A 14,008-nucleotide genomic window follows, 5' to 3' on the forward strand; every position below is an offset into this window, starting at 1 on the left:
CCAAGCTGCAAAGCGTAGTAATGATTTTCATTGGTTAATTGAGTACGCAAGCTAAATAAACTGTTAGAGGCTGGGTCTAAATTCATTTCATTGCGGACTTGGCTTTGTGAGTCAATGGTTAACTCCGTCATCGCACGCATACCACAGGCCATGTAGGCATAAGCTTCCACTTCAAAACCAAATGACGGAATTTTGTCGGGATCACGTTCGTAATCAATAATGACTTCGGCAACCACTTGGGTGTTGTTTGGCAACGCTGGCGCAAAGGCAATGGCAATCGCGCCTGTGTCATTATTCACCGTACCGCTAATGGCATATTGAGTAGAACCAATCAAGGTACCACCACTAATTGAAGTGACCCCACTGATTGAGCCGTTACGCATATCAGCAGCGGCATAAAAACCGTTAACTAAAATTTGTGTACGACCTGCCATTAATTTTAGAGCGGGACTGGCTGGATCAACATTCAAACGACTATCGCCTAAATACTGACTACGTGCTGTCCCTGTATAGTTGGTTTGGTTGCTAGTAGTTAACCCAATTAAACGGTTGGCCATCATATAAGGCTGACCGTTGAATGCGCCATCAATCGCCCCACCATCACTATAACCACCCCAATTTGACTTGGCACGGTTATGTAAAATTAACGATTTCGCTTCGTTCGATTTAATATCGGCTGGGAAATAACCTGCAAAGGGAATGGCTTCGGCCATTGCCGACATAATCGACACAATGGCACGATTAGGCTGTAGGCTATACGCATCCATGTGAGATTCAGTTGCAGAGTCAAGACGGATATTCAGGTCTTTTAAACCCATTTGTGAGGACAAGGCGTTATGTAATGCTTGCTCAATTAAATCGGCAGGCGCATCACAACCATGAGCAGCACGATAGCTTTCTGCCCCTCCCATCACTGAGTCAAAAACTTGTAATTCAAAGCCGTTTAACTTGCCCAATAAGTCATCTAATACTTTGGGGGTTGCAATGGCGTTGTCTTGATTCACGGAATCAAACACATCTTTTGCCGTTTTTGCACCATCGGCTAAACGAGCTTGAGCGGCAGCAAAATATTCACCAATGACGGCTGTATTAGCACTGGCATAAATACGTTCTGGCATAAATCTATCCTCGATGTCATTAATCAGAGTTTTTTGTTTGGATAGACTTATGCTGACACAATAAAAATGGGGGTTTTGGGGAGGGTTACATTTTTGAAAGGTGTAAAAAACGCCTAATTAAAGGCGTTGTTATGATTATTATGTATGTGATTAATTGGACTGCATAGATAAGACTAAATGTAACTGACCAATCGCTTTACATGATTGCATACATCTTGCGGCAAAATCGTCATAATCAACCGAAGAAGAGGCAATCGCTTCAATTTTGGTAATCTGTTGGTCAAGTTGTTTTTCACCACCTTTACTTAACCACTGGTGCATTTTTTCGCTGTCTTTTTTTCGCGCCTTAACTTCTGCCAGTACGTCAGGCGGTAAAATTTCACTATAAATCCATTTAAGTGTAATTTGTCCAAACACAGATGGAGTGCCGTGACTATGACCTTTGTAATTTGTCTTAGTCACTTTTGCCAATGCCTGATAGTAGCTAGGTGGAAAACGTAACTCCCACTCTGATACTGTGTCTGCTAACAGCAACTTAATCATATTGGGAGGTTCGTAACTGGCACGAATGATTTCTTTAATGCGTAAATCACACCACACAGCAAATTTAATATTGAGCCATCGTGCAAAAACAACGGCTAAATCACTATGAAACCAAGTGCCGCCTCCATTTTCAGGTGAACCGCCTTTAATTTTGACTAATCCCGTACTTTTGACTAATTCAAGAAGCTTTACCCTTGATAGGCTCGAATCTCCATGTAAGTATATGATTTCATTAAATTGTGGCAGAAAACCAGAATTACCTTTTTCTTCTGCCAAAGCACAAATATATTCAACTGTGTCACGTTGGCGTAACCAATCAATAGGTTTTTTTTGATAACGACTAGCAGCTTGAGTAGCATTAAGCCATCCATCAGTTGTAAAACTATAAGCCTGACCACTAAAATCTATTTTAAGAACATTACTCATACTACACACCCACACACCACAAGAAGGGTGCAGACATGCGGTCGGTGGTGTGAAGTCTTCCGCCTTTTCGGTAGCTACCCTAGTCTGCGGTACTTATGGTAATGACAAAAAATAGGCATTTTTGACAGGGTTACGTTTTGAACAGCCACAAAAAAGCCCACTTTTTAGGGTGGTGTTTTTGGGGAGTTACCCCCTTAAGTAGTCGGTATTTTTTGTAGTGGCAAGCTAATGTGTTGTTTAAAAATTTCAGAATCCGTTAATAATGCAACTATGTTTGCTTCATAATCTGTATGGCCAATTAGCTTGTCTCTATGTTTTGTGCAATTAAACTCTCGACCTATTTTATTTTCTGCGCCACTCAAACCAATCGGTTTTTCAAAGGTTAATTCGGCAAGTCGATATAACAATGCCAAAATAACATCAGCTTTACTGTAAAAAATTTCAATTTTCTCAGCACGATATGTCATTTTATGAATGTGTAATTCAGATGGACGAATTGCTGGAGCCATTGCTATACAATCAACATCAGCAACATTCTTTGTGTTAATCATTTCTAAAGTTTGTAAGGCTAGTCTGCCACCCAATGAATGACCTAATAATAGTGTTTTACGGTTTTTTGATGTTATAAACTTATCTAATTCAGCAGCAGATGTCCTAGTTGCCTCAAGTGCATCATTCCATGCTTTTAGAATCTTTAAAGATTTACGCTTATTGGTATCTTTATTTTTAAGCAGCTTCAAAACAAATCTTTGCTTCCATGGCAAGGCATCTATGAGATCATCTATGTCTATTTTTATCAGGAAACGGTCAATCAGTTCTGAGCTATCTGAATTTTCATCATATTGATAATTAGCTTTTTTAGTAGCTTGATAAAACTCACCAAAAAAAACACTAAAAATTTCATATAACCAATTATGTGGCCAGAATTTTGCTGGCCAATTATAAAAATACAAATTAAAGTGATGCTCTTGTGCTAAATTAACTAAGTGTTTTAACCAATCGCTCTTAGCTAATTCGCCCATTTTGACTGTATGCGCACCATACGGCAAATACCATTTTTCCGTTAAAAAGCCTGAAATCATATACAAATCAAATTTAGCATCATCAAAACTAACCATCGGAATGGGATGCTGCATCATATCAAATGTTATGATTTTTAACGGATTATAGTGCTCACTCATATACTTTCCCTATTAGAAATTTGCTTAAGACTGAATCAATGGATTTAAAAGCTAATCAACTTTCCAAATACGCACATCAAAATGATGTTCTGTAAAGCTCAAAAACTCCTCATGGTGAGAAAGATGAATGTTATATAAGACATGCTTTAAATCCTCCTTTATCTTACCTTCCTCGTAATTTGGTATGACCAAGATGATGTATTTTTCAATTGTTGAATCAGTGACAGTTCTTAGTCTTTTTAGATCTTTTAGTAATGAGCCAACTCTTTGATTTATATGACCTAAACTATTAATGACATCGTTACTTTGTAAATACCGTATTAAGTTGCTTGTACCATCTATATTTTTTTTCTCAAATGATGGCGATATGATTTTAATCTCAGCAACCATTTTTTGTTGTACTTGGCGATTAGGCATTTCACCATAAAGATCCAATTTTTCAGAGTAACGCTTTAATTGATAGTAATTTACTGCAAATTTTTCATCTGTAGCTGTTCTAAACATCTCCCCTTGCAGCCATCCTTCTCTACATCCATTGGCATACATAACTGTGCCAATGGATGCAGCATTATTTTGAAAAAAGCTCTTAAAAAAATTAAACCATTCTGTATTTATCATTTTTTTATACTCTGATTATATAAAAGGTAATCGCCCCCTTTCGGGGGCTTCCCTACCTTAACCAAATTTAACGCCCTGTCCACTGACTACTGTGGTATTCACAATGGTGGACACCAAGCCGATGGCTTTCATCTACTTAAATGTTAATTACCCGATAGCCGATTAACAGCCGCTTTGGCTATATCAGGTAATAATTTTTTAGGAACACCATCACTGCTACCCACAATATTGGCGATGTTGTCACTGGTGACTACCCAACAGTCTTGAGGAATAAAGCTAATACTTGGCTGACCTGTGCTTGTATTAAATGACAACAACATACGGCTACGATCAACCATAGTCGTGACCACTGCACGCACTATCGTTTCTATGTTGAATGGTGGATATGAGGGAGTTGTACCGCCAAGTCGGTTAATTTCGTCATGCAGTGAGGCAATATAATCCATCACTTTATTCGTGGTATCGCGGTTTAACAGGCTAAGATTGTTTGGCTCTTCCTGCTTTGTTATGTCTGATAGGTACTTTTTAGCAATACGATCGCTTAATACTTTGTGATAAATCACGACACCGTCTTTGGCAACTACATAATGTTGACCATCACTTAATGCCAGTTGGTTGTATTGTGGCTGCTGTTTGGCAATGTATTCCCCTTCTACGCTTTTAATAAACTCAGCCGCTTCTATACATTGGGTGTCGTTTAATTCTTTATAACTGGTGACTTGGAATTTGCGATACAAGCGATTGTAAAGGGCTTTGTACATGCCTCTGTCGCCTTTGGCCACTGCTTGAATGGTATCGCGTAAATATAAATGGGGGTTTTGGCTGATGGTTTGGGGGTTGTTTTGCCCTACTTCTTTATCTAATACATCAAGTACCCATTTGCGAAATTCTTTGGCGACTGGGGTACGGGCAAACATGGCGATTAGGTGTGCGCCACGTAAAGAGAAAATGCGTACAGTTTTTTGATAATTACCTGAGACACTCAATTTGAGGGTCTCAGTCATACTTGAGGGAAACTCGTCTTTGTTACGTTCATATATTTGGGTAATGGCATCATCTTTTTTGTAGGCTAAGGCTTTAGCTATTTGTGCAGCCTGTAGCCATACTTGGCCTGCGCGTTCAATAATTTCAAATTGTGTTGCGTGAAAAGCAAGAGATGAATTAGTCATGATAGACCTCGTAGAGAACAAGTTTTAAAACCTGCCAACAACGAGGCTAACCATTGGTGGCAGACTGTATAAGGTTAGCCTTACTGGTCTCTACGATACCAGCCATCCCGAAGGATGCCCTATACAGTCCGCCATAGTATGGACGTGAGTAATAGGCACAAAAAAACCGCTGACGCGGCTGTGCATCGTAGAATTTTGCAGGAGGCTAACCCTGACTACTCAATGAGGAGTAGCTTTTTTATGATGCACTACTAGACTTCTAAGGTCAAGGCTTAATCCAACCTATAATAGATGCAATTCCTCTAACAGACTCGCTATTACCAAAAGCTCCTAGTTTTTTATCATCACAAGTATTATCTAAATCCAAAAAGTATTTTAATACATTTATAGATATAAAATCGCTAGATACTCCTTTGAGTCTAACTATTTCATTTTTTCCATCTTTTTTTAAATCTAAACCCAAATGCTTCAAAAAAGAGAATTTTACTAAAAGATTTCTAAACTCACCTTTGTCAACCATATTTTCAGTACAATTAATTAGCAATATAGCCAACTCCATTGTTGACATTTGCGCTCTTATAATCTTTGCATATTTATATTTTTTTTCTTCATCTAGTTCCATTTCTGCTATAAACTTTAAGATTTGAAACAAATTTCTAAAATAATGCCCAAATATATAATTATGACTATTCTGAATTTTTTTATATCTTCCAATAAAAACTTTTACAGATACATTCATACCTGAATCTGAAAATCTCAAAATATCATATAGTTCAGAAAAAACTTGCCTACCAATATACTGGTCTTTGTGGGTATTTTGATATATATCATAAATTTTTTTATTATTAGTTATACTTGATTTACCCATTAAAACCTCCTGTGAAATATTTTTTGCAGGCAACAGCAATTCAGCACATATTTTGTTATGCAAATCTATTAAATTAAAAAACTGATTTTCAATTGTCTGTCTTTTTATTTCTTGATTAGTCTTACTATATTCATCCCTTGTTAGTTTTAACTCAACTCTTTGCATAACAATAGTAATAACAATGCCAAAAAATGTTAAAAAAGTAAAAATCGGATTCAGCATTCCGCCAAAGAAATCGCCGAATGGGCCTAAATCAACTTTATTTTCAGTATCAATAACATTTTTAGGAGAGCATTTATTTTGACACTCTGCAACTAAATTATCTTGCAAAGGTGGGTTTAGAAAGTCGATTAAAAAGACAACAACCATTATAGAGAATGCAAGCAAAACAATACCTATCAAAATTTTTGATATATTTTTTGTTTCCTTTGCAATAGATTCATCTTTTTCATTTCCAATAATATTAGAAATAAAAATATCAGAAATAAAATTATTTAATCTAAAGAAAGTTTTTCTCAAAAAAAACAGCAAAATTTCTTTGATATTTTTAGTTAAAACTTTGAGAAAATCTAGAACGCTAAAAAACCAATATAGAAAACACATTTATAAAAATCTCAAATATTTATGTTTGAACTTCCACATTTACCATATTTTCAATTATTGAATAAATATCTATATTTTCATCTGGAGTTTCTATACTTACTATTAGAGTATAACGAACATTATTCTGGTAACGATCTTCTCCTGCCTTAAACTTCCACCATCCACCAACAGGATAAACCGCAATAGTATTCATCTCTGCCAAATCTGCTGCACTACCGCTCCATACATCTGAATGAATTGAGCCTTTATTTCGCAATTTAGGACCAAACGCCCAACCTCTAGCATCTCCATCTGGGCCATCGTAATCATCAGTTTGTGCTAAAAAATTAATTGAAGCATTAAAATTTTCTAATGTTTGATTTGGGCGAATTACCGAAAATCTTAATCCATGTGATGGATAACTGTATCTACCACGATCACCTTTTCTACTGGGATTAGGCTCAATAAAATATGATAATGTAATCTTTAATTGTACATCCAATTCTAAAGGTAATGCGGCTAGAGCTTCTTTTGGCCAAGGCAATTGATACAAGTGCATTTCATTCAATCGAGGATTATCACTAACATTTTTTCCATGAGTAAATGGTCGCATTTGATTCTGAGCAATTAAAGTTAATGAATGATTTGCACTATAACGAGCCTTATCAAGATTTGTCACACCATATCCAACAGTTCTCAGCATGGTATCTTTTGCAACAGTTGGAGTATGTCGATTTAGTTTTAATAAAGCTTCATAACGCTGCTTCATACGATTTGTCCATGCCGCAGAATGCACTAATAGCCCTCTAATAGTCTCTGGCCAATAATCAGGGTATTCAGTCATCAAAATAGCAGCTTGTCGTGCCACAAGCGCACTTGCTGCACTTGTATCACCAGTTGGCTCAAATAGCTGACCAGTTGTATTACCCGAAGTAGTTAAAAGAGAAACTGTATCAGCTTGTGTAACGAAGCGACAATCAGGGGATAAAAGGCGATTACCTCCCTCCGCAACAATTTCTGGTTTATATGGAGCTATTCTTTTCCATTGCCAATTCACGGACGATCGAGAAGCTGGTGATACATCACCAAAACAAGCAAATGGCGACCAACCATTCAAACTTGGATCATCATTAGTTGTTTTTTCGGTATATGCACCGACCGTTAAAGCATTCCATGCCTGAGCAGGGTCTTCAATTTCTGCTAAATGCACTTGATCCCAATAATCTACAGTTGGAGATAATTGCTTACGATTATTGCCCGCAGAAACAACAAATAATCTTTGCAAATTATCTGCAAACCCAGAGGTAAATAAATCAATTTCTGCCGACCAAGATGAAGGTAATCCGCCATCATGTGAGTCTGCCGTTACTGCCAATGAATACACACGTTTAAGTTCTGGCCTAGCTATCTCTAATTTATATGCAGTATCTATCGTAAGATATCCATATAACTCTGGCTCGTTTGCTCCTCTAGGCGGTAAAATTCTTCCAGACTCTATATAATGACTAATAATAATATTTTGATTAGTAAGTAAAGATGCTTGTAAATCACCAAAAGCAGCTAACCCAGCCTGCCAAGATCCATGAGGGTTAGTATTATCAAAATTAGGCCAAGTTGAGTCAAAAACCTCAGAAAACTCATAGCTACAAACATTTCTTAATATAGGATGGTTATAATTGACACCTGTATCAAGAATACTAACAGCACTAGATATATTATTTCTGTATTCTATCCTATCTGCTAAGTCTATGGACCAATCGCGCTGGTCTTGAAGTGATGAATTAATAATAGTATCAGGTACTTCTTTAGCACGACGAAGTTCTTGAAGGGAAGAAATTAATTCAGGAGCAGTCTCTAATTGTCTAGCAGTCGCTTTAATGAGGAAGACTATACTGTTAAAAAATGTTAAGCTAGTATTTCCAAGAGTTGCATCAATCCTTTCAGCCAGTTGAAATGCAATATCTCGAACAACATCATAGTTTCGTCTATTAGCTGTAAGCCATATTTCCCACCAAATCTCTTGACCATCATTTGGGAATAGAACTAAGTCATCTGTCCAAAATGACTTTAAATCAGCAAGTCGTATCTCTAATATACTATCTATAAGCCTATGGTTTTTTGGATTACCATTTTCTTTATTTTTTGACTGATCCGCATATTCAATAATTTTGTTTGCAAATTTTTGACGTTTATCATCAGAAATGAAAACAGTCACAATTTCTTGATTATTAATAATTTTGAAGTTTTTAAGAATAAAATCTCTATTATCTAGTGAGTCGAGAGGTAAACTTATATCTATTTGGCTTTTTAACTCAACATAAACTCCTGTCGTCTCCATTATTGGGTCAGTTGGCCTATTTCTATCACAGTTTGTTAGAGCCTGTTGATATTGGCTTAATAATTGTCGTCCATGTATACTTTGATTGTTAAATGGGACATGATTTTGTTGAGGGCTTGCTCTTCTGGAATACTGTTGAGAATTATAATATCCATTTAACAATATGTGCTTTTTGGGTGCAGACATCTTTTATATTTATTCCTTTCCATTTTGACGTTGCTTGATTGCCTTTAAGATCAAATCAGTAGAAATCTTATTATCATAATGCAATACAGCTTCTTTAGCCGCATCTTTACAAACTTGTGTAAGTTCTGCCGCACTTAAACCAATAGCAGCTGATGAAATTTTAGACCAAGATAAATTTTTATATTCAAACAATAATAAACAGTTTTCAATAATTTTTCTAATTTGATTATTATTTGGCTTTTCAAACTCAATTATATCGTCAAAGCGTCTATAAAGTGCTTTATCTAACAACTCTGGATGATTCGTTGCTGCGATAATTATACTTTCAGAGCTATCCTGCTCAACAAATAATAAAAATGAGTTCAAAACTCTACGAATTTCTCCAACATCATTTTGGCTGCCTCGTTGAGTGCCAATTGCATCGAACTCATCAAATAAATACACTGCTCTAGTTTGCTTGATATGGTCAAAAACCAATCGCAATTTTGATGCCGTTTCGCCCATAAATCGAGTAATCAAACTATCAAGAACAATTGTGTATAAAGGCAGTTTCAACTCAGTTGCAAGCACCACAGCTGACATTGTTTTGCCCGTACCAGGCGACCCCGTAAAAAGCAGTTTTCTTCTAGGATGTAAATCAAATTGCGCAAGACGATCTTTTTGCTTTTGCTCTAGAAGAACCTTATTAAGCCTCTCAAGAACTTGTTCACTAAGTACTAATTCATTAATTCTGACTGTCTTATGCACAAGATCCAACAAACCATTAAGATCGCCTTTAGGTTGTTGTAAAAGGGGAATCGGCTTATTTTTGGCTAGCTCTAAATTGTTTTTTTGAGACTTTTCGATCATCTCTTTAATATCACTAGCAAGCTTATGATGACCTTGTCTAGCTTCTTGAGCTGCAACTTGTAGAGCTGTAGAGTAAAAACGTTGATCATCACGCTCGACGTGACTTCTTAATAACGTTTTAATTTGCTCTGCTGTAGCCATTTTTCAAATCATCATACATATTTAAGATTGCTAAAAAAGATACAGTAGCTCAAAAACAAGCTACTTGTAAAATGAGTATATCATATATACAGAAACAGATATAAAGCATATAGCTTGATTAAAAAATCAACGACAAGCTATAACTTTAACCCCATATCCCTCATTGCCAACAACGCCTCAGCATTACCCTTAGCATCATCAACAGGATGGTGAGTGTGTTTCGTCTTACGCAAATGCTTAAAGTTCACAAACATATCGCGCTGCATACCCTTATACAACGAACCCAAATTCGTCGAACTAAAACCAAACGGGTTATGCCCTAAAAAATGAATAAAGTACCAATTAATAAACTGCCAATCAAAACCATTGTTATCACTAAAAAACATCGGCTTTGACCCACAAACCTGCTTCAACCAATCGGCAAAACGCTGCATCACCAACTGCGGATCATCAAAATCTAAAGTTTGCTCACGGCTAAACCCCGAAACAGCCAACGCTTCGGGTATCCACTTATCACTAATCGGTTTTAACTGGCCATAAAAGGTTTTATCAAGGGCTTGGTCAACCACCACCGCCCCAAAACTTATCATTGAATAGTCGTGAGGAATTGGCCCATCACTCTCTATATCAACCATTATTATTGTCATTTACTAACCCTGTAATTACTCCTCCTCATATCCTAACGCCAATAACTCATCCCTGTCCATATCCTCACCAAAAAGAGAATCCATAAAAGTTTTATTGGCAATGGCTTTCTCAAACACTTGCTCTTCCTTAAGAGCCTTAAACAACCCATCAAAGGCTGCATGAATACGTTCACGCTCCTCGCCTTGTGGATATGCCTCCTCACCCACTCGCCCATGACCACCTTTTGTCGAAAACGCTAAATAATCATTAGTCCGTCCTTGTTGCTCCAACTTATCTTGTAAATAAGACGAAAAAGCACGAGCTGCCATTTCTAAGGTTTTAGACCAATATTTACCGCGTCTGCCCTCATCTAACTCCAACGCATCTCTAAAAAACTGGCTGCCTTTGTCCAACGTTGGAATATTAACGGCAGTCTCTTCTTTATTGGCATAATGCGCTGCCGCGATCTTGATATACTCCATGTGAGTTTTTGAGCGAAAACCGCGCACACCATGACGAAAAAAGTAAGCATCAACGGCTAAAACAGCATTCCATACATCACCAGCAGCAACAATATTCCGTTTAACCTCTGACCGCTCAATTAACTCAGGCTTCATGTTATAAGTTGCAGTAGCAAAGTCTTTTTCAGTTAACTTAAGCGTTTCGGTTAACACTTGGCTACCTTCTAACATGGCCGAACTTAAAGCCATAAACGCTTGCTTGGTTAAACTATCTGGCAATAAATGCGGTGTTTCCGTTGCAAAAAATCCTGCTTTGCCCGACGTGCTTTGGTTCATTAAATCCTGCATCAGATTATCTAAGGCATGAAAATACTCATGGCCTAACGAACCTCCCCCTTTCATTTTAGTAATGTTAATCATGCGCTCTACTGGCTCATAATGCGCTAATGCTCCTCCCTTACCTCTTGCACCAAATGCCAAACCTAAACGACCACCAAAACCTAATAAATCAGGCGCAATACCTGTCACATCCGACATATCCAACATAGATTCAGCCGCACGTTGAATATGAAACTCAATACTCTCTTTATCTTTAAGTACCCAGTTGCCTGATTGAATCGCTTTTAAGCCAAACAAATTCTTAAAATGTTCTGTTGATTGAATAGACACATCTTTGCCACCCACACGCTGAATATGACTTGCCGCCTCAAGCTGGAACGAAGGCTTTTTCGGCTTAGTCGCTGTAGGCTTATCCGTTTTTTCTAACCATGACCAATCATCAGCTTTCATTTTACGAGAATCGTAAATAGCATTATTGCCTGTTTTAAACACCCAGCTTTTAAGCTTTTTACCTAAGGCATGAGCCACTTGAGAGTCATAATTTAAAACGCTTGAGCCATCAGCTTGTCTAATCATATTGCGATAGGTATTCAGCAATTTACTTAACACCACCACTTCACGAATCACATCTTCTAAGGTTTTACAGGCTTCAAAAGTGCTGCGTAAATTTTGAATAGCCGTGACATATAATTGACGATCTTCTTTAGAATCATTATCAGGTTGCAGCTCAACAGCCGCATATAAACGCTTAATAAAATAAGCTGCATTACCTGCCATGCCTGACTCTTTTAACTGCTCCCAATCCACTTGACCAAAAACATTCTTTTTAATGATGGTCGCCGTGGCAATCCGTGGATCATCTTCCAAAGCGTCCCAGTCAATATCCGTCACAGACACGAGTTGCCCAAGTTTTTTAGCCTGCATAATTGCCGATTGTGCTAATTCTTTTCGCGCACCCGCAATATACCCCACATCCTTAAAACGATAATTTTCATCCTTATAATCATCAGAAAAACCGTCTTCCTCTTCTTGCTCAATATCAGAGCCAAGATCAGTGGGTTGCTCTTGGTTTTTAGATACAATTTCTAAAATCTCAATATTGACCTCTTCGTCATCGTCTGCTTCAATATTATCAAGCCTCGTCTGGGTATGACTTCTCGCTTGGGATGATTCGTCCTCCTCAGCCCACGAAGAATCAAATGATGAGGCTTCTTCATTTTTAGCGGCTGCCAAATAATAGGCTAATAAACCATTAGGCAACTCGCCCACCTTAATACGTGCATGAATACGCACTTCTGTAAAATCTAACCATTTATCAAATTGATAAAATGCCACAAAGGTATCATTACGCTCTTTGTTTAAAGGTGTTCGTTCACCAATATTTCCTAAAGTCAAAATCTCTGGAATACGAGGAATGACTTGTGCTGTGGTTTGGCGAATACGATGCAGCATTTTATTTTTAGAGCGTGAGTTGATGTACACCAAGCCAATTTGTGTTTTTACTGACTGACCTTGCAAATAAACACTGAAATACTCGCGTGAGGCGGCAATAAAATCGCCATTTTGTTTTGCAATTAAATCCTTCATGTGTTGATCGGCTGCTACGGCATCCCATGACTGAATCGAAGCGACTTTTACTTCCTGATTTTCTTTAATCGCATTTTCTTTCTCCGTCTTTTTAACCTCCAACTCCTTAATTTCTGCCTCAAGCGTACTTAATTCAGCTTGTTTTTGTGCTACCTGAGCATTTAAGTCTTGCTCTTTGACGTTTAGCTCTGCCTTGGCACTATTCGCTTTCATAAACCGATCATGGTTTTTATCAACTAACTGCATAATACGTTTAGCAACAGTACGAACATTCAAGTCTTTACCTTGCTCTGGGGCAACGGCAATAGTGATGTCTTTTTTGTTAAGTACCCACTTATAACTAATCATCTCGTCCGTAGGATCAAGCTTTTTAGGGTTCTTATCGGGATTGTGAAAAAATACGCCCACGGCTTGACCATCATCCATTTCAAACCATGCAATCACGTTTGCCACACCATTTTTAGTTAATGGCTTACTGACTACCACACGCACAGGTTTAACGGCTGTTGTTGCCGCCTGCATCACGGTTAACAACTGTTGAGCTTTACGCTCTAATTTGTTGTACTCGGTGACTAAAGCATCATAGTTTTCGTACACAAAACCTTGACTGCCTAACTCTTGAACCATGTCGGTAAATAACATCGGCTCTAAAGCATGGTGAGTGTTATCAGACTGGCGAATTTGGTACATCACATTATGAGCTTTGCCACCATGACTGCATAATTTGTCATCATTCCACGACACGCTGTCCAAACGCTCTAATCCTGCGTATGGCAAACGATTCACCGTGACAGGTCGTGATTTATCACCATTGGCAAGCCACCATTTAAGCTGCTCAATCGTGCAAGGCACAACACTCATTAAGCCTGTCCAGCCACGTTCAAAACAGTGTTGATAGGTGTCAATGGCTTGCTGTTGCGATAAAAAGCCAAGCATGATTTTGTGTTCATCAAAATAGCCGCCTTGCTTCTTTTG

Annotated in this window: 10 protein-coding genes; all 10 read right to left on the reverse strand. The window is 37.7% G+C overall.

Going from position 1 to position 14,008, the window contains the following annotated elements; genetic code table 11:
• Positions 1 to 1,118 (reverse strand): hypothetical protein (locus tag C8N29_RS15520; RefSeq protein ID WP_204509375.1); only part of this gene is annotated, 1,118 nt, incomplete at its 3' end.
• A gap of 150 nt (positions 1,119 to 1,268) precedes the next feature.
• Complete coding sequence (locus C8N29_RS15525; protein ID WP_107866983.1) at positions 1,269 to 2,087, reverse strand: P63C domain-containing protein; 819 nt, start codon at positions 2,085 to 2,087, stop codon at positions 1,269 to 1,271.
• 194 nt (positions 2,088 to 2,281) lie between these two features.
• Positions 2,282 to 3,268 (reverse strand): DUF726 domain-containing protein, encoded by a 987-nt coding sequence (locus C8N29_RS15530; RefSeq protein ID WP_107866984.1) that lies wholly within the window; start codon positions 3,266 to 3,268, stop codon positions 2,282 to 2,284.
• Positions 3,269 to 3,319: 51 nt separating this feature from the next.
• Positions 3,320 to 3,886 carry a hypothetical protein gene (locus tag C8N29_RS15535; protein ID WP_107866985.1) on the reverse strand — a complete coding sequence of 189 codons (567 nt, stop codon included), beginning with the start codon at positions 3,884 to 3,886 and terminating at the stop codon, positions 3,320 to 3,322.
• A 143-nt stretch (positions 3,887 to 4,029) separates the two neighbouring features.
• On the reverse strand, positions 4,030 to 5,055 hold the full coding sequence (locus C8N29_RS15540) for a BRO-N domain-containing protein (protein WP_107866986.1): 1,026 nt from the start codon (positions 5,053 to 5,055) through the stop codon (positions 4,030 to 4,032).
• A gap of 265 nt (positions 5,056 to 5,320) precedes the next feature.
• On the reverse strand, positions 5,321 to 6,526 hold the full coding sequence (locus C8N29_RS15545) for a putative phage abortive infection protein (RefSeq protein WP_107866987.1): 1,206 nt from the start codon (positions 6,524 to 6,526) through the stop codon (positions 5,321 to 5,323).
• Between the two features lie 19 nt (positions 6,527 to 6,545).
• The gene (locus C8N29_RS15550) at positions 6,546 to 9,029 is read right to left on the reverse strand and encodes a S8 family peptidase (protein WP_107866988.1); all 2,484 of its coding nucleotides are present in this window, start codon (positions 9,027 to 9,029) and stop codon (positions 6,546 to 6,548) included.
• A gap of 9 nt (positions 9,030 to 9,038) precedes the next feature.
• Positions 9,039 to 10,019, reverse strand: a complete 981-nt coding sequence (locus C8N29_RS15555; protein ID WP_107866989.1) for an AAA family ATPase — start codon at positions 10,017 to 10,019, stop codon at positions 9,039 to 9,041.
• Between the two features lie 137 nt (positions 10,020 to 10,156).
• Positions 10,157 to 10,654, reverse strand: a complete 498-nt coding sequence (locus C8N29_RS15560; protein WP_239987194.1) for a 3'-5' exonuclease family protein — start codon at positions 10,652 to 10,654, stop codon at positions 10,157 to 10,159.
• 27 nt (positions 10,655 to 10,681) lie between these two features.
• A partial coding sequence (locus tag C8N29_RS16885; RefSeq protein WP_338025961.1) for a defense against restriction DarA-related protein occupies positions 10,682 to 14,008 on the reverse strand: 3,327 nt, incomplete at its 5' end.

The sequence above is a fragment of the Agitococcus lubricus genome, from assembly GCF_003051055.1.
Lineage (GTDB): Bacteria > Pseudomonadota > Gammaproteobacteria > Pseudomonadales > Moraxellaceae > Agitococcus > Agitococcus lubricus.